The organism is Polaribacter sp. SA4-12 (genome assembly GCF_002163675.1).
In the GTDB taxonomy this organism is placed as follows: domain Bacteria; phylum Bacteroidota; class Bacteroidia; order Flavobacteriales; family Flavobacteriaceae; genus Polaribacter.
Window position 1 is genome coordinate 1,395,428 of sequence record NZ_CP019334.1, and the last position, 22,090, is coordinate 1,417,517.

General features: G+C 28.5%; 20 protein-coding genes. 7 read left to right on the plus strand and 13 right to left on the minus strand.

Going from position 1 to position 22,090, the window contains the following annotated elements:
* Positions 1-71 precede the first annotated feature (71 nt).
* The 12 genes from recN to BTO07_RS06030 form a co-directional block, all read right to left on the minus strand.
* Complete coding sequence (recN, locus tag BTO07_RS05970; protein ID WP_087520364.1) at positions 72-1,724, minus strand: DNA repair protein RecN; 1,653 nt, start codon at positions 1,722-1,724, stop codon at positions 72-74.
* A gap of 72 nt (positions 1,725-1,796) precedes the next feature.
* Complete coding sequence (locus BTO07_RS05975; RefSeq protein WP_232457095.1) at positions 1,797-2,639, minus strand: type IX secretion system protein PorD; 843 nt, start codon at positions 2,637-2,639, stop codon at positions 1,797-1,799.
* A gap of 40 nt (positions 2,640-2,679) precedes the next feature.
* Positions 2,680-3,894, minus strand: a complete 1,215-nt coding sequence (gene coaBC / locus BTO07_RS05980; RefSeq protein ID WP_087520366.1) for a bifunctional phosphopantothenoylcysteine decarboxylase/phosphopantothenate--cysteine ligase CoaBC — start codon at positions 3,892-3,894, stop codon at positions 2,680-2,682.
* A complete protein-coding gene (locus BTO07_RS05985; RefSeq protein WP_087520367.1) occupies positions 3,894-4,214 on the minus strand; it encodes a DNA-directed RNA polymerase subunit omega in 321 nt (106 codons plus the stop codon). Before BTO07_RS05985 ends, coaBC begins: the two co-directional genes overlap by 1 nt.
* Before the next feature lie 9 nt (positions 4,215-4,223).
* Entirely contained in the window at positions 4,224-5,084 is an 861-nt protein-coding gene (locus BTO07_RS05990; protein WP_087520368.1) for an outer membrane protein assembly factor BamD, read from the minus strand.
* A gap of 123 nt (positions 5,085-5,207) precedes the next feature.
* On the minus strand, positions 5,208-5,717 hold the full coding sequence (locus tag BTO07_RS05995; protein WP_087520369.1) for a ferritin: 510 nt from the start codon (positions 5,715-5,717) through the stop codon (positions 5,208-5,210).
* Between the two features lie 5 nt (positions 5,718-5,722).
* Positions 5,723-6,601, minus strand: a complete 879-nt coding sequence (dapA, locus tag BTO07_RS06000) for a 4-hydroxy-tetrahydrodipicolinate synthase (RefSeq protein WP_087520370.1) — start codon at positions 6,599-6,601, stop codon at positions 5,723-5,725.
* A gap of 98 nt (positions 6,602-6,699) precedes the next feature.
* Entirely contained in the window at positions 6,700-7,221 is a 522-nt protein-coding gene (locus tag BTO07_RS06005) for a DUF6913 domain-containing protein (RefSeq protein ID WP_087520371.1), read from the minus strand.
* Positions 7,222-8,310 (minus strand): esterase-like activity of phytase family protein, encoded by a 1,089-nt coding sequence (locus BTO07_RS06010; RefSeq protein ID WP_087520372.1) that lies wholly within the window; start codon positions 8,308-8,310, stop codon positions 7,222-7,224.
* A 1,275-nt stretch (positions 8,311-9,585) separates the two neighbouring features.
* On the minus strand, positions 9,586-10,233 hold the full coding sequence (locus BTO07_RS06020; protein ID WP_087520373.1) for a lysoplasmalogenase: 648 nt from the start codon (positions 10,231-10,233) through the stop codon (positions 9,586-9,588).
* 3 nt (positions 10,234-10,236) lie between these two features.
* Entirely contained in the window at positions 10,237-13,887 is a 3,651-nt protein-coding gene (locus BTO07_RS06025; RefSeq protein WP_087520374.1) for a M1 family aminopeptidase, read from the minus strand.
* 48 nt (positions 13,888-13,935) lie between these two features.
* Positions 13,936-14,823, minus strand: coding sequence for an ABC transporter ATP-binding protein (locus tag BTO07_RS06030; RefSeq protein ID WP_087522566.1), 888 nt, complete (start codon positions 14,821-14,823; stop codon positions 13,936-13,938).
* 129 nt (positions 14,824-14,952) lie between these two features.
* On the opposite strand from BTO07_RS06030, the gene BTO07_RS06035 reads away from it, so the two are divergent.
* The 7 genes from BTO07_RS06035 to BTO07_RS06065 are packed head-to-tail and all read left to right on the plus strand — an operon-like array spanning position 14,953 to position 21,544.
* Positions 14,953-16,041: a M42 family metallopeptidase gene (locus BTO07_RS06035; protein WP_087520375.1), complete on the plus strand. Its 1,089-nt coding sequence runs from the start codon at positions 14,953-14,955 to the stop codon at positions 16,039-16,041.
* Positions 16,034-16,459: a hypothetical protein gene (locus BTO07_RS06040; RefSeq protein WP_087520376.1), complete on the plus strand. Its 426-nt coding sequence runs from the start codon at positions 16,034-16,036 to the stop codon at positions 16,457-16,459. Before BTO07_RS06035 ends, BTO07_RS06040 begins: the two co-directional genes overlap by 8 nt.
* A 3-nt stretch (positions 16,460-16,462) precedes the next feature.
* Complete coding sequence (locus tag BTO07_RS06045; RefSeq protein ID WP_087520377.1) at positions 16,463-17,620, plus strand: aminotransferase class V-fold PLP-dependent enzyme; 1,158 nt, start codon at positions 16,463-16,465, stop codon at positions 17,618-17,620.
* Entirely contained in the window at positions 17,621-18,166 is a 546-nt protein-coding gene (locus BTO07_RS06050; RefSeq protein ID WP_087520378.1) for an NUDIX hydrolase, read from the plus strand.
* Positions 18,163-18,936, plus strand: coding sequence for a hypothetical protein (locus tag BTO07_RS06055; protein WP_087520379.1), 774 nt, complete (start codon positions 18,163-18,165; stop codon positions 18,934-18,936). The genes BTO07_RS06050 and BTO07_RS06055 overlap by 4 nt, the downstream gene beginning before the upstream one ends.
* A gap of 23 nt (positions 18,937-18,959) precedes the next feature.
* Positions 18,960-20,876 (plus strand): DUF294 nucleotidyltransferase-like domain-containing protein, encoded by a 1,917-nt coding sequence (locus tag BTO07_RS06060; protein ID WP_087520380.1) that lies wholly within the window; start codon positions 18,960-18,962, stop codon positions 20,874-20,876.
* Positions 20,877-20,878: 2 nt separating this feature from the next.
* Positions 20,879-21,544, plus strand: a complete 666-nt coding sequence (locus BTO07_RS06065) for a 3'-5' exonuclease (protein ID WP_087520381.1) — start codon at positions 20,879-20,881, stop codon at positions 21,542-21,544.
* Here the strand turns inward: BTO07_RS06065 and BTO07_RS06070 are convergent.
* Complete coding sequence (locus BTO07_RS06070; RefSeq protein WP_198342516.1) at positions 21,541-22,089, minus strand: DUF6503 family protein; 549 nt, start codon at positions 22,087-22,089, stop codon at positions 21,541-21,543. The genes BTO07_RS06065 and BTO07_RS06070 overlap by 4 nt on opposite strands.
* Position 22,090: the final 1 nt, after the last annotated feature.

Genomic DNA, 22,090 nt, shown 5'->3' on the forward strand with positions numbered 1-22,090 from the left:
AGCGGTATGTCTGAGCTCTTTTGAGGTACGAAAAAAGCGAGTAGCGAAAGCAGGAATAGCTTAAAAAAAATCTAATTCAATAATTCTTTTGCGTGTGTAAGTGCAGAATCTGAAATATCTTTACCACTTAACATTTCTGCAATCTCTACAATTCTTTCTTCTGTAGTTAATTGCTTTAAATTGGTTGTGGTTACTCCGTTTATTTCTTTTTTATATACTTTGTAATGATTGCTTCCTTTTGCTGCAATTTGAGGTAAATGCGTAATTGCAATTACTTGCATATTATTACTCATTTGCTGCATAATAGCTGCAATTTTATTTGAAACTTCACCGGAAACTCCTGTGTCTATTTCATCGAAAATGATGGTTGGTAATTGTGTGTTTTCTGATAATACTTTTTTAACAGAAAGCATAATTCTAGATAATTCTCCTCCTGAAGCCACTTTTTTCAACTCTCCAAAGTTCCCTCCTTTATTTGCAGAAAACAACAATTCTAATTCGTCTTTTCCGTTAGCAAAATAGTTTTTAGTTGGTTTTATAGTGATTGAAAAACGTGCGTTTTCCATTCCTAGATCAGTTAATAAAACTTGTAATTCTTTTGTTAATTTCGGAATTGAACTTGTTCTTGCTTTCGATATTAAACCTGCTACTTTATCTAACTTTACAGAAACTGAATCTATCTCTTCTTGTTTTTTATTGATAACCTCACCTGCAGATTCTACAACTCCCACTTTTTCTGATAAATCTTCGAAAACTGCTAGTAATTCTTCATTTGAATTTACAGTATGTTTTTTCTGTAAATTATACAACAATTGCAATCTATCATTAATTTCTTCTGCTTCATTGGGATTGAAATCTACATTTTCATTTGCATTTTCTAACTCAGCAACAATATCATCAATTTCAATTTTTACCGAAGTAACTCGCTCTGAAATTTCTTGATATTCTTTAGAAAACGATGAAATTTTAGTCAGTCTATTTTCTAAAGTATTTAGTAAATTCTGAATTCCGATTTCGTCATTAACCGTAAGGGATAAAGCTTCAGATAAATTGTCTTTAATATCTTCTATATTATTTAATTTTTCTAACTTTTCTTCTAAAACTTCTTGTTCATCAATCTTAACTTTAGCTTCTTCTAATTCTTTAAATAAATGTAAGTTATAATCGTATTGCTGATTTGCTTCTAGTTGTTTGGCTTCTAATTGAGAAAGTTCCCTTCTTAGTTTATTCAACTGCACAAAACCTCTTTTGTAAGAAGCTATTCTTGCATGATTTTTTGCCAATGCATCTAAAATAGAGAATTGAAAAAGATTATCAGACAACTGCATTGTTTGATGTTGTGAATGAACATCAATTAACCTTGTTCTTAATTGATTTAAAACTGCTAACGTAACAGGAGTATCATTTACAAATGCTCGTGATTTTCCTGATGGTAAAATCTCTCTTCTTATTATTGTTTCATGTTCATAATCTAAATCGACTTCATTAAAAAAGTCTTCTAAACTATAATTTGAAATAGCAACTTTTGCTTCAACAATACATTTATTAGATGTGTCTTTTAATGACGACAAATCTGCTCTGTTACCTAAAACTAATCCTAAAGCACCTAAAAGTATCGATTTCCCTGCACCTGTTTCACCTGTAATAATAGATAAACCTGAAGAAAAATCAATAGATAACTTATTGATTAACGCGTAGTTATTAATGGAAAGTTGTGTTAACAAATTCTCTGAATTTTAGAAAATAAAATTAGTGAAAATTGTATCAAGAATAAAGGATAAAGAACAATTAATGTTTTACTTAATATCTTTCCACTTAGAATTGTTGTTCGGAGATAATTTTCTAACAACTTCTATCAATTTATTTTGATTTCTGGTTGCTGGTCCATCAGAATATAAATTTACTATTTCATCTGATTTTGCATCAAAAAAGGTTCTAATTAAATAATTACCAACCGTTTTATTATAAATACTTTCTAAAGAAATTACAGCATCTTCAATAGTTTGTTTTGCTATATTTTTGTCAGTAACTAATTTATCCAATCCGTTTCTGTGATAATTATATGTAGTATTTCTGTAAGCTGATAATTTTGGTGATAAAAAATTATCAATCAATAAAAAACGATTTTGTTTACCAACCACATTTTGCCATGATGCTAATCCACTTTGTTGTGCTTGCAACATTACATTCTGAGCTTCTTTTAAATATACTTCTCCTCCTTTATTTTTAAAAGTATCAGCATCTGCGCCTAAAACAATATTCGCATAAAAAACAATCGTCGAAATTAAATTACTATCAAATGAGTTTTTGTTATAAATTAACGGATCGAACTCATTATACTTAAAGTTAAAATCGTTGTCTTTTAAGTTTAATATTGGTGACGCATACGTAGAACCAAAAACTGGTCTTGTAGATTGCACTTGTAAGGTTGCTTTAAAAGTATTTGCGTCTCTTGATGAAATAATGATTGTAAAAGCACAATCTATTCTTTCTTCTGCTTTTACTTCTTTATTTGTCCATTTTGTTTGATTCACAAACTCTGACAAAGAATTCTCTAATGTCTTAAAAACTTGTGTATTTGAACCTTGAACTTGATTATAATTTACAGTAACCAAGCAATTCAATTCTTGTGATTTCATCACAGAGATTGAAAACATTAACAGAGAAAGGAATACAAGTTTACGCATTTATAGTTTTTACAATTTCGTTTATAATATCTTTAGCTACTTCAACTTTAGATTTTAATTCAAAAGATTTCTCATTTAAATCCTTATCAATAATAGTGATTTTATTTGTGTCTGTTGCAAAACCAGCTCCTTTATCTTGTAAAGAATTTAAAACAATTGCATCTAAATTCTTGTGTTTAAGTTTGCTTTTTGCATTTTCTAGCTCATTATTTGTTTCTAGTGCAAAACCAACTAAAAACTGATTTTTTTTAATTTCTCCTAAAGAAGCTAAAATATCTTTTGTTGGTGTCAACTCAATCTCTAACGTAGAATCCTTCTTTTTTATTTTCTGAGTTGCAATATTTTTTGGTTTATAATCTGCTACAGCAGCAGAAAGAATTGCAATATCAACATCCTTATAATATAGGTGTGCAGCATTGTACATTTCATCTGCAGAAACAACATCAATTCTATGTACTAAAGAATGTTTTATTTGCTGATTACTTGGACCCGAAATTAAATATACTTCTGCTCCTAAATTGGCAGCAGCATTTGCGATTGCAAACCCCATTTTACCAGAAGAATGATTTCCTATAAAACGAACAGGATCTATTGCTTCATAAGTTGGACCAGCTGTAAGTAAAACTTTTTTCCCTTTTAAAGGCAATTTTGATAAAATGTCATTTTCTATAAATGACACAATATCTTCAGGTTCTGCCATTCTTCCTTCACCAACTAAACCACTTGCTAACTCACCAGAAGTTGCAGGAATAATTGTATTTCCAAAAGATTTTAATGTATCTAAACTGTTTTTTGTAGAAGGATGTATATACATATCTAAATCCATTGCTGGAGCAAAATATATTGGACATTGTGCAGATAAATAGACCGCTAATAACAAGTTATCGCAAATTCCATTTGCCATTTTAGACATTGTATTTGCAGTTGCAGGAGCAATTACGATATAATCTGCCCAAAGACCTAAATCTACATGACTATTCCACATTTCATTTTCTTCATCTTCTTTATCATAAAAAGTTGAATGAACAGGATTCTTAGAAAGTGTGGAAAGTGTAAGAGGTGTTATAAAATCTTTAGACGCAGGAGTCATAACTACTTTGACTTCTGCGCCTAATTTTATAAATAAACGAACTAAACTAGCCGTTTTGTATGCAGCAATTCCAGCAGTAATTCCTAAAAGAACTTTTTTACCACTTAAAATAGACATTATTCAGTTTCTGGAGTTCTAAAATAAACTTTACCATTTAACCATTCTTCAACAGCAATCGCCGTTGGTTTTGGTAATTTTTCGTAAAATTTAGAAACTTCAATTTGCTCTTTATTTTCAAAAACTTCTTCTAAACTATCGTTATAAGTAGCAAACTCTTCTAATTTATCAACCAACTCTTTCTTTAAGTCTCCGTTAATTTGATTTGCTCTTTTGGCAATAATTGAAATAGCCTCGTAAATATTTTGTGTAGGAGCTTCTAATTCATTCTTATTATAAGTAATAGTACTTAAAGGTGCCTTTGTGTCTTTATAATCCATAATTAGTTATTATTTCTTTTGTGAATCTTTAAATTCTTTTTGTTTAGCTATTAAATCCTCTGACTTTTTGTTTTCGTCATTTAAGGTAACTAACATATTATTAGCCTCATCCATGAATTTAGATTCAGGATAATTTCTTTTTAGTTTTTCATAAGCAGAAATCGCATCTTTTATACGTTCTGGCTTTCTTCTAAATGTACTTTTTAGAACAAAATCATGTGCCGCTTTTAATCTATAATACAATGCTTCTTCTTTAAATTCAGACCCTAAATAGTCTGACAATAAATTATCGAAAGCCTGAATTGCAGCTTTATAATTTCTTAAATCGTAATCTGCTGTTCTGTAATAAGTCTTAGCAATTTCGAAATATTTTTTCTGAAGCTTATATCTTAACTCTTTATAATGGGTATTTGCTTCCTCTATTTTATCTGAATCTGGATACTCGTTTATAAAACCTTGAAAAGCTTCTAATGCTTTATTTGTATCAGTTGGATCTAAACTAAATCGTGGTGAAGCTAATTTATAACTATAAGCAGATAAAAAAGCTGCCTCTTCTTTCTTTGAACTTTTAGGATAATTCTTTGCAAATCGATCAAAATAATAACCAGAAATACTATAGTTTTTCTCGTTAAAATTTGATTGAGCTACCATAAACTGAATACGCTCCATTTGTGGCTTACCTCTATACGTAGGTGTAATTTTCTCGAACAAACGCAAAGCTTTTCCGTAATTCTTACTCTCGTACATTTTAGTAGCCATTTTATACTGGTCTTCAGATGTACCTTTGTTTAATACTTTTTGATATTCGCCACATGAAAATAAGACAAGTGAGAACATCAGTAAATACGCTAAATTTTTAATTTTTTGCATCGTGCAAAATTAGTGATTAAATATGGATTAATAAAACGTTTTTTTACACAGTAAATTGTGTAGTGTAATTGTCTACAAAAAACGTAAAAAAAGCGATAAGTTGATACTAAAAGTATGTTAATATTATTGTTGCGTATTATCTGGAGTAATTAATTGTTTAATATCGTTATCAAAAAGGTAAAAACCACTTTTATCATCGCCTATTAAACTAATCTTATCTAAAATATTTCTAGCTAATGCTTCTTCTTCTATTTGCTCTGAAACATACCATTGCAAGAAATTATGAGTAGCATAATCTTTTTCTTGTAGAGAAATATCAACCAAATCGTTTATAGATGCAGAAACAGCAACTTCATGATTAAATAATTCTTGAAACATTTCTTTAAAAGAACCAAAAGAAACTGGTGGTGCTGATAAAGCAGAAATAATTGCATGCCCTCCTCTTTCATTTATAAACTTCACTAATTTTAACATGTGCATTCTTTCTTCGTCTGAATGCGCATACATAAATTGCGAAACACCTTCAAAACCCTGTGTTTCAGCCCAAGAAGCCATTGCTAAATATACTTGAGAAGATTCTGCCTCAATAACTACTTGTTTATTTAATGCGTCTTGAATAATTGGTGATAACATATTTCTTATTTAAAGTTCGCTACAAATTTAGCTATTTTAACTGAAAGTTCTGTACTAGATTTTACCAAAGGCAAACGTACATCATCTTTACAAATACCTAATTCTTGTAAAACTGTTTTTATTCCTGCAGGATTATTCTCTTCGAAAATATAATCTATAATATCCATCATTTTATAATGAATATCATAACCTTCTTTATTATTTCCTTGTAAACCGTGGTTTATCATCGTAGAAAACTGTTTTGGAAACGCTTGTCCAATTACAGAAATCACTCCAGAACCACCAGCTAAGGCTACTCCTAATGCTAAATCATCATCACCAGAAATTATTAAAAAACCTGCTGGTTTATCTTTTAATAAAGTATAATACTGTTGCTTGTTGTTACCTGCTTCTTTAACAGCTACAATATTATCGAAATCATTTGCTAAACGTAAAGTTGTAGCTGGTTCCATATTTTTTGCTGTTCTACCAGGAACATTGTATAAAATAATTGGCAAATCTGTAGCTTCTGCAATTGCTTTAAAATGCTGATAAAACCCTTCTTGTGTTGGCTTACTATAATAAGGTGCAACAGAAAGAATACCATCTATACCAGTAAAATTTCTAGTTTTTAATTCTTCTATAACTAAAGCTGTATTATTACCACCAACTCCTAAAACTAAAGGTAAACGCTTATTATTAGTTTTAATAATAACATTTATAATCTCTTGTTTTTCTTCTTTAGTAATCGTTCCGCTTTCGCCAGTTGTACCATTGATAACTAAATAATCTGTTCCGTTATCAATATTGTAATTCACCAATTTTATAAGCGCATCAAAATCTACACTTAAATCTTCTTTAAAAGGCGTAATTAACGCAACTCCAGTTCCAATAAATTTTTGCATTCTATAGTATTTTAAAGCTGTAAAATTACGATTTTAAGACGGATTTAATTATAAAAAAAGCTATTCTTAGTAAGAATAAACAACTTTATTATTAAAGTTTAATTTTTTAGTTTCTTCAGAATTTGAAGGTACTTTTTTAGTTCTGAAGAAAATTGCTGAACATTTTCTAATTCTGTAGAAATTTCAAGCTCATATAACTTTGAGTTTACTTCTGAAAAACCTGCTTTAAAACCTGCATTAGAGTCTAAAATAGCTTTTTCTAAATACAAATGATGCTGATTAAAATAACCTATCAATAAATCAAATGGTTGTTCTAAAAAGCTCTGAAAGGTTGGTTCTATAAATTTCCCTTTCCAATTTATATCTTTTTCTGAAAAATGTTTAAAAGAGACTTCGTCTGATTTATCAAATTTCTTAAAGGAATATATTTTAGAATTCTTTAAACCTAAGACAGCTTCAATTTCTGATTGTAGGTCTGTTTTTGATGAAACAGCTTCAGTTGTAAGTATACCAACAGTAATAATCTCTTTTTGAGAGACAATTCTATTTTCTTGAAGTTTTGATACTATTTTATCAAACTTCTTTCTTAATCGAGATTCTTTTAAATTAGATAAATTCATCTACTTATTTACAATTTCTAATAAAATAAACTGATTTAACTGTTTTCCATAAAGTTGAAAATTATCATCAGAAACCAAAACTAAAGATTCATTTCCGTTTGCCAATTTTGGGCCAAATGAAATTCCTTCAATATTATCAACTATTCCTTCTGTTAGCTCACCTCTTACATCTTCAAAGTTGAATACTAATCTTTTTTTAAGCGGAGTAAAAACTGTTTCTTTTAATGATTCAATATCTAAAACATTGGTTGTTGTTTCATCAGCAGTTGCCTCAAAAATTCTTATGATATTCCCCAAAGCTCCATACCCACTTTGATAAGTTCTTTCAATAATAAAGAAATGATTTTCTTTATATTCTAAAATAGATGTTAAGCCATTTAAATTGATATTGCCTTTTGAAGGTTTGGTAATATGTTCTAATTGATATGCAAATTGCTTTGTTGCCTTCTTAGATTCCTTATCGAAATAAGTAATTCTAATTGGTGAAGATGCTTTCTTAAAAGTAGGTTCATCTCCATCAACTATTAAAGGCGATTCCATTGCTACCCAAAAACCTTGTCCATTTATACTATTAGAAGAACCTTCAAAAGCTCCATTATGCTTTAATTTCACAATTTTATTTGGAATAAAATAATCTGGAATAGTATAACTGCATACAAAATTACCCAAAGAGTCGGTTGCAAAAACTGATGGACTTTTACCTTTAAGGATGGATCCTTCACTAACAAAATTAACTTCTTGAGTTTCCTTATCTATGAAGATTGATTCTAAATCTAAAAAATTTTCATTGTAAAAAGCAGTTGTAGTGTCATTTAAATAAAAAACATTCTTAAAATCTACAGATTTAATTTTGTTCTGTTGAATATCAATTTTTGCTTTTACAAATCTTGGACTCTTAGAATCATCAACTACAAAATAAAAGAATCCGTTTGCATAATCTATACCTGAAAGTCCACCAATAAAAGAATTGTTTATTTCTAGTGAATCTTTCACTACATATTCGTCTAAAAAAACAAGTTCTACTTCCTTCTTTTTAGTGCAAGAATAAAAAATAAAGAACACTAGAAGAACATATAAAATATTTTTCATTACTATCTTTTATAGGATTAATATTTAACAGAGTTACCAAATATAATGATTTATGTAAGTTGAAAATAAATACTTCGTCAAAAATTTTAAATCCACTGAGATGAACAAAAAAACATTATTCATTTTAAAAATAATTACAGTAATAATTATGCTTCAAATATTATTTTATAATTTTATTGAGCTAAAGAAAGTATTGGTCTTTTTACAAAACTAGCAGGAGAGAATGAAGCTTTTAGGAGAACAGGAACTGGAGTATTAGAGTTAACTGCTTCAATATTAATTCTTATCCCTAGAACAACATGGATGGGCGCTTGATTAACTGTAGAATTAATCAGTGGAGCAATTTTTGATCATTTAACAAAATTAGGCATTGAACATAATAATGATAGTGGACTTCTTTTTACAAGCGCTTTTATAATATTTATTGCAGGAGCAATCGTCTTATATTTTTAAAGAAAAAAAATCCTTTAATAGGAAAAATGATTGAAAAAAAATTATTATTTTTTTTGACATTTATTTGCGTATTAGAATATATATCTTTAATATTGTAGTGTAATTACAATTAAACATTTTAAAAGTAATTATTGTTTTCCCCTAAATCAATACATATGAAATAATTTTTTTTGAAATCATCCCCCTGATTATTGGAGCCCCCTAAAATATCTAATAATTGATTGAAAAATAAAAAAATATATCTATTCATTTAGAATAAAAAAGCGGTTACTTCTTGTAACTGCTTTTTTTATTTATAAAATATTCTTTCTATAAGTTTACATATTAGAAATTTAATGACACTGTTTATTATAAACTTCTCATCATTTATATAATCAACAAACTCACTAATATTTTAAAAATTAAAATTCATTTAAAACTCCATAAGTTTTACATTTATTATTGAACACGAATTAACAAGCTAGTATTCAATTCAAAAACTAGCATATTTACACACAAAAAATAAATCATTTCAATTTTCTTTATCAAAGGATAAAATCAAAATATAATGATTTAATAAAATAAAGAATATTTTTTACGATTTTAGTTGTTTTGTATCCTTTTTATTTATATTATTGTAGTGTAATTATATTATTATAGTTACTATTTTCCCCTAGATCAATACATATGACGTAAATTATTTTTTTATCATCCCCCTAATTATTGGCTCCCCCTAATTAAACTAATAATTGATCAAAAGAATAAAAAACTATATCTATTTATTTAGAACAAAAAAAAGCAGTTACTTTTAGTAACTGCTTTTTTATTTCAATATCTTTTCTTCTAAGAATCTTTAATAATCATTGCTTTACATATTAAATATTGAGCTACAATATAAGTGACCATTATAGTTACACCATACATTTCTCTTGCTTCATGAAATTTATTAACAGCTAAGAAACTATCTGATATTATAAAAATTAAAGCTCCTAAAAACAACCATAAATTTTCTGTAGTTTTTTGTTGTAAATAATTCAATAAAGTTAGCGTACCAAAAGCAGAAATTATGATTCCATAAATTATCACAGGAATTAACATATCTCCTAAATTGTCTTTAATTAAAAGAACGATACTTCCAAAAACAAGTACAAATGGAATTGAAGCTGTAATTATTTTGGTAAAACCTATTTTTCTCAAATAACCCGATGAAATTTTTATATATAAAATGTGAGCCATTAGAAAAGAAACCAACCCAAATAAGAAGAATTGGTCTTTAAAAAGTAAAAAGGTATCACCCCAAAAAGAAAAGAATAATGCTGAGATGTACCAGAAACTAGGTTTTTTAACTGCGGATAAATAAACAACTGCTAAAAGAATTGTTATAAATGGTTTTGTTAAAGCACCTAATGTTTCATTATACAAAAGCCCAAAAATATGTAAAACAACTATAATTAGAAATAGTACCGAAAATACTTTGGTCTGCTTTTTCATAAATTATAATTTTCTTCTGTTATCTTCAGATTGCGTGTCAATTAACTTGTTATACGGATCTACTCCTACTTCAACAGGCTTCTTATCAACTATAATTTTAATCTTATTGTTAATCTTCGTAATCTTATACTTCTTCAAATAAAGCTCTTTTTCTTTCTTTTCTCCATCAACCTCTTCTTCTGTGAAAATTCCAATATCTATATAATCTGCTAAAGGCACAGATAAAATTGGTTTCTTCATTTTATCAGTTTTATAAGTCAATGTATCGCCTACTTGCTCACCGTAATAACGTTTTCCTTTTTCATCATTTCTGTATTTAGAAACTTCAAACTCTATTTCTACTTCATATTTTCCGTTTTCTAATTCAGTAGATTTTGCGTCTAATATTCTATTTCTATATAAAGTAATCGTTTCAAACATGTCCTTAATTACATATTGTAACGAATCTGGAGTTGCTTCTCTAATATAATCAACCATTTCTATAGAAGTTGTATAAGGAGCTTCTTGAAACTTCACTTTTTCAACATATTTCTTTAAAGCTCCATTTAGTTTTTCTTCACCTATATAATCACTCAAAGCATAAAAGACTAAAGATCCTTTTTGATAACGAATATATCCTTGTCCATCATTATACATCAATGCATTTTCACGCTTTCTTTCCATCGTTCTTTGCATCAAATAATCATCTAATGCTTTCTTTAAAAAAGTACGAATTTTCTCTTTTCCTTTTTGATGTTCTAATACTTTTAAAGAAACGTATTCAGATAAACTTTCAGACAACATTGTCGCACCTAAAACATCTGCTCCAATAACTTGATGCGCCCACCATTGATGCGCAACTTCATGCACAGTAATTGCAAACGGATAATCTACTCCATCATCATTTTTATCATCTACATCAGCAATAAACCCAACACCTTCTGAAAAAGGAATTGTATTTGGAAAAGATTGCGCAAAGCTTCCTCCTGTTCTTGGAAACTCTACAATTCTTAATTGTTTATGTTGATAAGGGCTAAAGTTTTTAGAATTATAATCTAAAGATGCTTTCATCCCTTTCATCATTCTATCTAAATTAAACTCATGTCCTTTATGATAATAAATTTCTAAACTGATTCCTTTCCAGTTTTCTTTTTTTACTTTATATCTAGCTGAATTAAAAGCATAGAAATTCAAAATTTTACTATCCATTTTATAATGGAAATATTTTCTATCATTTTCTATCCATTCATTTTGCAAATACCCTGGAGCAATTGCAATTTGATCTTTAGATGTAGAAACTGTAGCTTCAAAATCGATCCAATCTGAATCTTTAGAAATATAAGTATCTCCTAAAGCTGTTGAATCTGATGGTTTTGGACGTAAATCATTTTTTGGTAAATCGTATTTTTTACGTGTTTTATTATCTGTTAATTCTGCCTGAGAAGAATATCCTAAAGAAGGAAACATAGAAAAATTATTGATAAATGTCCCGTTTTCTCTTACTGGAGATTTTTTTCTGTACGTTGTATTTTTCTTGCTTTTTACAGATAAAGAAAGCTGCAAAGTATCTCCTGGTAAAATTTTATCTTTAAAATGATACATATCAAAATGCTGAATTGTATCTTCTAAAACCAAGGTATTTGGCTTATTAAACTCAAAAGTACTTTCTAAAGAATTATGGTTTAAAAACAACGTATCAATCGCTTTATTTGTTTTATTCACCATTACAAAAGTTGCAGAAGCATCAAATAATCTTTCTTTCGGAAAAATATTTACATCTGTTTTTACGGAAATAATTCTTGGTTGTGCATACCCTTCATATTTTTTATACGTCTTCTCCCAATTAACACTTTGCAATTCTGCTTCTTTAGAAGATGTTCTTTTTGCTTTTGCTCCTGTTTCTTGATAAATTGAATATCCTAAACCTAAAAATGCAATTAAGAAAACTCCAAATCCTATAGCTGCAAACCCTTTAAATCGTGTTTTAGCAATTGAAATTCTCTCTATAAACGAATTCGGTATTCCACGAACCCAAAACAGAAAAGAGACAAATAATAGTACCACCCCACATAAAATCCAATATAATTTATACCATAAAAAAGGTTCTAAAATTCCATAACCATTCATATCAGAATAGTTAAAACGTGGACCTTGACCATATTTAAATATAGATTGCTCTATTCCTGCCAATGATAAAAATGGCATTCCAATAGAAATTACAAGCAATACAAATAATCCCAAATAAGGGTTCCCTATTAAGGTTTGAACAAATATTGATAATAAAGCCCAAACAAGAAGACTTAAGAAATTTAAACAATAAAGTTCAAAAAGATAATGACCAATTTCAAAATTATAATAGCCTTTATACATTTGAAAAACCATACCAGAAACTATAATTACTGCCAATAAAACCAATTGCATTTTTATTAAAGCAATTAATTTAGATAACAACAACGTCCAGTTAGGAATCGGAGTTGCATCAACCAAATGATTTATTTTGGCAATTTTTGCTCTATGCACTAACATACCCGCATATAAAAATGTACAAATGTTTATAGAAGCAAAGAAAACGCCACTAAGGTTTAACATTTTCCAAGTAATTGGTAATGTTGGTGTTCCAAAAATGTCTCCTACTTCAGATAACGTAACAACGATTAATACAAGTCCGACTAATACAATTGAAATAAATGCCCAACTTTTAAAGATGTATTTAAAATCGAGATTCGATAATTTCCAAGTTGTTTTTAAATTTTGAAGAAAAGAATAATCATAAGATACTTTAGGTAAAGAAATTCTTGTAATTCCGCTAAAGTTGGTTTTTGTAACTCTCTCTGCTTTAGGTTTACTAAAAGAAATAGAAATTGCATTCTGGCTAAATTTAAAGAACTTGAACACGAATCCAAAAATAACCGTTGAAATTACCAACCATAATAAACGGTTGTATACAATCATTTCTTTTAATGGAATTTGTAATTCATTTTGTTCAGAAGGCGTCCAATACTTTGTATAGTAACTAGAAGCAGCTGAACCAAAAGGATCTAAAATTGCCGCTAAACCTCTATGCTCTGGGTCAGAAAGCAAGCTTTCTAAAACCCCTTGACCAAACATTAAAATAATTACCGTTATAAAACCTGCTGCAATATTTCTTGTAAAAGCAACAACAGCAAAAACAATAGCACCAAACAATAAAACATTTGGTAAAATAAATACAAAATACGTTTGTAAATAGGTAACTACATTAAATGGACCTACAATATCTGGGTTTGTACCAGGAATACGAAAACCAACGACCATTCCCAAAGCAATTGAAAAAACAATAATAGATACAATTACAATTGAACTAAAAAACTTAGCAAATAAGTAATTTGCTTTGGTAAAAGGATAGGAATACAAGATCGTATGCATTTCACTTTTAAAATCTCTAAATATTGAAACCCCAACAATTGAAGGAAATAAGAAGAATATAAAAATGGTTAATGCATTAAATAAACCAGAAACTCCTATTGGTGAATTTACAATTCTAGAAGAACCAGTTGTGGCTGTTACTGAATCGAATAAACCAGCTGAAGCTGCTGATAAAAAGAAAGCCAATATTAAGAAAATACCTATATAAATATAAAATGCAGGTTTATTAAACCAGTATTTTAATTCTTGTTTGAAAATAGTTGAAAACATAATTTAAATGTGTAAAAGTTGAACTGTTAAATTGTTTAATCGTGCTGTTTATGCGGTAACAGGTTCATCTTGTTTTAAAGCGATAAAATATACATCATCTAATTGCGGAGTTGCAGCAATAAAATCATCCGCAGGTTTTTCTGCAGAATGCACTCTTATATTTAACGTATTATCTTGATTGTAGTTCGATGATAAAATATTGAAGTTTTTTTCATTTTCTTCTAAATCATCTCTAGTGATAATTTTAGTCCAAATTGTATTTGCAATTTCTTTAGTTGCTTCTTGTGGAGTTGTATGCTTTAATATTCTACCTCCATTTAAAATTGCCATTTCATTACATAATTCTTTTACATCTTCTACAATATGTGTCGAAAAAATAACAGTTGTATTTGTACCAACTTCACGTAAAACATTTAAAAAACGATGACGTTCTGCAGGATCTAAACCTGCAGTTGGCTCATCAACTATAATTAATTTTGGATTATTTAAAAGTAATTGTGCAATACCAAAACGCTGCTTCATTCCTCCAGAATAACCTGCAACATGCTTGCGTCTTACATCAAATAGATTAGTAATTTCTAAAACCTCATTTACAATTGCTTTTCTTTCTGATTTATTAGAAATACCTTTTAAAGTAGCAAAATAATCTAACAAATCTTCCGCAGACATTTTTGGATACACTCCAAAAGATTGAGGCAAATACCCAAGAACCTTTCTCAAAGACATATTATCTTCTAAAACATTAATATCTCCAAAAGTAATTGAACCAGAATCAGGACTTTGCAAAGTTGCAATTGTTCTCATCAGAGATGATTTTCCCGCTCCATTAGGACCTAATAAACCAAACATTCCTGTACCAATTTCGATACTTAAATTGTCTATAGCTTTTACTCCGTTTTTATAAGTCTTGGTTAAATTTTCAATTACTAACTTCATATTCTTGGTTTTAGTGATTTTACTTTTGATATTAGTGCTAAAGTAAGAAGTTTTGTTACACTTTTTTGTGATTATTTTAAGGCAAATCATAAAAATTCGTTTTATTTTTACACAAACTGAAAAGATATTATGGCGAAAAAATCAATTTTAAATAAAAAATCACTTACATTTTTAGAAAAATACTTAAATAATGCTGCTCCAACTGGTTATGAATGGGAAGGTCAGAAAATTTGGATGGATTATCTAAAACCTTATGTAGATACTTTTATTACTGACACTTATGGTTCTGCAGTTGGTGTTATAAATCCAGATGCAAAATACAAGGTTGTTATTGAAGGGCATGCTGATGAAATTTCTTGGTATGTTAATTATATTTCTGATAATGGATTGATTTACGTGATTAGAAATGGAGGTTCTGATCATCAAATTGCACCGAGTAAAATTGTAAATATTCATACTAAAAACGGAATTGTAAAAGGTGTTTTTGGATGGCCAGCAATTCACACTAGAAATAAAGCGAATGAAGAAGCGCCAAAACCAGACAATATTTTTATTGATACAGGTTGTGCTACAAAAAAAGAAGTTGAAGATTTAGGTGTTCATGTTGGTTGTGTAATTACGTATCCAGATGAATTTCATATTTTAAATGGAGACAAATTTGTTTGTAGAGCTTTAGACAACAGAATGGGTGGTTTTATGATTGCTGAAGTTGCTCGTTTACTAAAAGAGAATAAAAAAGAATTGCCTTTTGGATTGTACATTACAAATTCTGTACAAGAAGAAATTGGTTTACGTGGAGCAGAAATGATTACACATACAATTCAACCAAATGTTGCTATTGTTACTGATGTTACGCATGATACAACTACTCCAATGATTGAGAAAAAATCTGCTGGACATTTAGAAATGGGTAAAGGTCCTGTTATAGCTTACGCTCCTGCTGTGCAACAAAAATTACGTGATTTAATTACAGAAACTGCCGAAGCAAAAAAGATTCCTTTTCAACGTTCTGCACTTTCTAGAGCAACAGGTACAGATACTGATGCATTTGCATACAGTAATGGTGGTGTTGCTTCTGCATTAATTTCTCTTCCATTAAGATACATGCACACAACTGTAGAAATGGTTCATAAAGAGGATGTTGAAAATGTGATTAAAATGATTTATGAAACACTTTTAAATATTAAAGACGGAGAAACTTTTTCTTACTTTGAGTAAAATTTTTATAAAAAATATAACATTTTTGGGTTTATTAATTGCATTTATTTCATGCAATAATAAACCCAATCATTTTGAAAAAAATGTTCATTGGGAAAAATTTAAAATCAATTTAGATAAAAATAATATTGATTATTTAATTAAAAATTCATTTGACTCAATTAAATGTGTTGATTGCGTTCCGAATGAAACTGAAAGCCTAAGTTCAAGTATCTATATATTTAAAAATTATAAAAATAAATTTTACAACAAAGATCTTTTAGACAAAAAAGAGTATTCAGTTTATCAAGATGATTTAATGATTAGAATTAATTATGGCTTTGAAGAAAATTATGGTAATGAGAGTCATAATATAATTTATATGTTTGATAAAACAGAAGGCAATTTTTTACTTACAGGAATGATTACAATCCCTTAAATTATGAAACTCACCAATCAAAAACACCTTTTCAGTATTCCTGAAGAAATAACGTATTTAAATATTGCTAGTCAATCACCTTCTTTTAAAGCTGTTGAACAAGCAGGAATTGATGGTGTTTTAGAGAAAAGTCATCCCTATAAAATTACAGGAGACCATTATTTTGAGCCTGTAAAAGAAGTCAAAAAATTGTTTGCTAAACTTATTGATGCAGATGACTTTAATAGAATTGCAAATATTCCTTCTGCTTCTTATGGATTGGCAACAGCAGCTAATAATATCACCTTAAAAAAAGGAGATGAAATTCTTTTAGTTGACGAACAGTTTCCTAGTAATTATTATGTTTGGGAAAAACTAGCAAATAAATTTGATGCAAAAATTACGGTTGTTTCAATGCCTAAAGAAAGAAAAAATAGAGGTAAAAATTGGAATGAAGCAATAATAAATTCAATTTCTGATAAAACAGCAGTTGTAACTATAGGAAATATTCATTGGGCAAACGGAACTTTATTTGATTTAAAAGCAATTAGCAAAAAAGTAAAAATAAACAATGCTTTATTAATTATTGATGGAAGTCAGTCTGTTGGAGCATTACCTTTTTCGGTGAAAGAAATTCAACCTGATGCTCTAATTTGCGCAGGTTATAAATGGTTATTTGGGTCTTATGGTTGTGGTTATGGCTATTTTGGCGAATATTTTGACAATGGAAATCCATTAGAAGAAAATTGGTCTAATCGTTTAAATAGCGAAAACATGAGCCATTTAACTTCTTACGAATCTAAATACAAACCTTTAGCAAATAGATATTCTACGGGTGAACATGCAAGTTTTATTTACATAAAAATGCAAATTGAGGCTTTAAAGCAAGTTTTAATCTGGAGTCCAAAAGCAATTCAAGAGTATTGTAAAGAAACTACTTCTGATGCTGTTAAAATATTAAAACAAAATGGTTGTTTTATTGAAGACGATAACTTTAGAACACATCATTTATTTGGCGTTGAATTACCTGAGAAATTAGATATTGAAGAATTGAAATCGAAACTACAACAAGAAAATATTTTTATTTCTTTTAGAGGAAATTACATTCGTCTTTCTTGTCATTTATACAATACCAAAGAGGATTTTACTAAATTAACAAACTGCATTTTATCTTGTTTATAAATGGATGAACTAATTGATATTTTAACTCCCGAAGGAAAATCAACAGGAAAAACGGCTTTAAAATCTGAAGCTCATAAAAATGGTTGGTTTCATGCAACTGTTCATATTTGGTTGTTTACTTCGGATGAAAAAATAGTATTACAAAAAAGAGCACTGACTAAAAAAGTATTTCCTGGTTTGTGGGATATTTCTGTTGCAGGACATGTTGGTGCAGGTGAAGAAATTTTAACATCAGCAAAAAGAGAAGTTTTTGAAGAAATTGGCTTACAAATAGAAGATAGAGACCTCATCAAAATTGGGACAAGAATTCATCAAGTTTCTCATGCAAATGGAATTCAAGATAACGAACATCACCATGTTTTTATAGCTGAATTAAAAGTTCCTTTATCAAAATTAACAATGCAAAAAGAAGAAGTTGATGACATTAAATTACTTAAGTTATCAACCTTAATAAATACAAAAAACCTTGAAAACGTTTTGCTTCCAAGGTTTCATGATTATTATGTTTCGGTTTACAATGAAATTATAAAAATTACATCAAAATGAAAAAAGGAAAAATTTTAAATTTATTTGAAGGCAGCAATGCTAGTCAAAATACCGAAGAAAAATATGCTATCCTTTTAGATAAATTCATTTTACCTTTTACAAATAATTTTATTGATTTTGAATATCAAGAAGAGGTTTTTGATATTGCTATAGACGCTTGGAATTATGGAAATATAAAATACCTTTTAGGTGAAAATGAGTTTAAAGAAATAATATCGATAGCAAAAGATAGTGATATTAATTATCCTTTAATAAAAAAGATGATTACTCATAAGGTGTCAAAATTTAAAGAATTTACTAATTTTATTATTGATTTTGAAATTGAAGAAGTTAATGGCGTTTTAAAACTAAAGGTAGTTACAGAAAAAGAAGAAAACTATATGATAGATATGCTGATGGGAACATCAGAACCAGAATCTAATAATGATGATTTTGAAGAGAACTTTATAAATAGATCTGCAATTTCTTTAAAACCCTTACATCCTTTTATAAATTGGCACGACACTATTTATCCAGATTCTAAATTTGATGAATCAACTTTTAATGAAATTAATATTTATTTAATTAACAACAGTAATTATGAAGATATTGAGGCTTATTTAAAAAAGAAATTCGATAGATATTTTATGATGGAATTAGATGGCTGGCACACCAATAAAAAGGAATGGCCACAAAAACGAACATACAAAATGTTTAAAGAATGGTTTCGTATAGATATATCTACTTCAGTTTATGATTTAGAAAAAACTCCTGTAAGTAAAACTGAATAAAATTTATCAACAAACAGAAAAAGATGAAAAATAGTATTGCAGAACGTGTTTCCGATTTCTTAAAGAACTACCCTCCTTTTAATTTATTAACTAACAAGAAAATATTAGAAATTTCTACGGAAGTAAAAGTCATCTATTTAGAAAAAGGAAAAGTACTTTTTAATCAGAATGACAAAATTCATAAATATTTCTACATTGTAAGAAATGGTGGTATTAGTTTAAGTAAAAAATCTGAAAACGATAAAACTCTTATTGATATTTGTGATGGTGGAGATATTTTTGGTTTAAGACCATTAATTAGTAAAGAAAATTATTTATTAGATGCAACTGCAAATGAAGAATCTATTGTTTTTGGAATTCCGATAGAAGTTTTTGAAGCAGTATCAGAAAAAAACTTGAAAATTAATAAATACCTTATAACTTCTTTTGCCTCAAAATCTTTTGACCCTTATACAAATGAGCAAAGTAGCAATGTATTTACAGATTATATTGAAAAAAATAATTTAGTTGATTCTAATTTAAACTCTGTTAAATACACAAAAAAACCACTAAGTTGTACCGTAAAATGGACTGTTAAGGAAGCTGCCATAAAAATGAGCAATCGAAAAATTGGTTGTATAATAGTCGTTAATGACGCATGTTATCCTATAGGAATTATTACAAATAGTGATCTTAAAAATAAAATAGCAACAGGCCTTTTTTCTATAGATACATCCGTGCAAGAAATTATGTCTACGCCTGTAATTACACAGTCTAAAAACCTTACTATTTTAGATGCTCAACTACAAATGATAAAACATAAAGTAGGGCATTTATGTATTACAACGGATGGAACAAGCAATTCTAAATTAATTGGAATTTTAACAAATCATGATGTTTTAGCCTCTCTTGGAAATAACCCTACCGTTATTTTAAAAGAAATTAAGAGAGCAAAAAAAACGAAGGAAATTCGTAAAATCAGAAATAAAGCGAACCTACTTTTAAAATCATATTTAGAACAGAATATTCCATTATCACATATTTCTAAAATTATTTCAGAAATAAATGATAGTGTAACAATCAGAATTATTGAGCTTTCTTTAAAAAAGATGGATTCTCCTCCACCTGTAAAATTCTCTTGGTTAGCTATAGGTAGTCAAGGAAGAAAGGAACAGCTTTTATACACCGATCAAGACAATGCTTTAATTTTTGAAGATACTGATGCAGCAGATTATTTAAAAACCAAAAAATATTTTTTAAAACTAGCAAGTCATATTACAAAGTCACTTCATAAAGTTGGATATGAATATTGTCCTGCAGAAATGATGGCTAGCAATCCTGAATGGTGTATGTCTTTGTCTGAATGGAAAAACAAGTTTAACGACTGGATTATTAATGTTGATGATAAAGCAATTTTATTATCTTCGATTTTCTTTGATTACAACACTGTTTATGGTGAAGTTAACTTAGCAAAAGAATTGAGTAAAAGTATTTTTGAAACACTAAATGAAAGAACTTTAATCTATACTTTTTTAGGAAAAGAAGCAATTGCAAGCCCTTCTCCTTTAGGTTTCTTTAAACAGTTTTTAGTAGAGAATAATGGAGATAGAAAAGATTCTTTTAATATCAAAAAAAGAGCTTTAATGCCATTAATCAATGCTGCAAGGCTTTTAATATTATCAAAAAATGTATCAGAAATTAATAATACATCACAACGTTTCGAAAAATTAGCAGAATTAGAACCTCAAAATAAAGAGCTATACCAATCTTGTGCATATGCTTTTAAAGCTTTACTAAAATTTAAAACTAAGCAGGGGATTTTAAATAACGATTCTGGTAAAATTATTTTATTAGAGTCTTTAACAAAAGAAGAAAAGTTAAAATTAAAACGCTGTTTTAAACCAATCAGGGAAATTCAAGAATTACTTTCTAATAGATTTAATTTAAAAAATATTCGATAACAATGAAGTTGAATTGGTTTAGTAAAAAAGAAAAACCCGTATTACCTTCCTATTATTTGGAGTATGAAGCAAGTATTTTACAAAATAAAGAACTCCCAATTAAAGAAACTAGGTTTATTGTTTTTGATACAGAAACCACTGGTTTTTCGCGTAGAGATGACAGGGTACTTTCTATCGGAGCCATTTCTTTAATTGATAATGCAATTAATGTAAATGATGTTTTTGAGGTGTATGTTTTACAAAAAGTGTTTACTGCAGAAACGGTACCTATTCATGGGATTTTAAAAGAAGGGAGAATTGAAAAAATAACGGAACTAACTGCTTTAAAACTTTTCTTAAACTATATTCAAGATGCAGTTTTAGTTGGTCATCATGTCGGTTTTGATATAGATATGATGAACGAAATTTTAAAAAGAAACAATTTACCCAAATTACAAAACAAAACGCTTGATACTGGTACTCTTTATAAAAAATCTAAACACACAGTTTATCAAGAAAAAGATAAACACTACTCTCTCGATAATTTGTGTGATGAATTAAATATTTCTAAAAGCGATCGTCATACAGCAAGTGGTGATGCATATATTACAGCGATTGCTTTCTTAAAAATACTGTCTCGTTTAAATAAAAACGACGATTTAAAACTTAAAGATTTACTGCTTGATTAATTTTTAGGCTTTTCATAAAATGAGTCATCTAATTGACCTTGACTAATTAATGGCAGCGTAAATTCTATTGCAGGTTTTGCAGGTTCTGTTGGCACTCCGTTTTCATCTTTGTTATACCAAGTAATTTCTTTGGGTAACATCAATCCGTTTACATTTTCCCATTTATGATATCTAATCATTTTAAATTTATCACTTGGTTTTTTAGATCTAAACGTAACTGTATAGGCTAACCATTCCATTTGATAGGTTTTAGGATTATAATAAATGATATAATTATCGTCTGGAGAAGTTCCTTTATCTGAAGCGTAAGAAATTTTATAATCAGGATAATTTGTTCCTTCAAAAATTAAATCATCTACTTTACTATAAGTAATTCCATCATCTGACAACACAAAAGGCATTGCATAAAAATAGAAATATAAGTTATAATAAAAACTAGGGTTTCCTTTATAAGTTCCTTTGATATCTTCATCTAACCAAACTTCTTTTCCGTCGAAACCTAAAGAATATTTTGGCGTGTTAATTACAATTTTACGCGAATTCAAG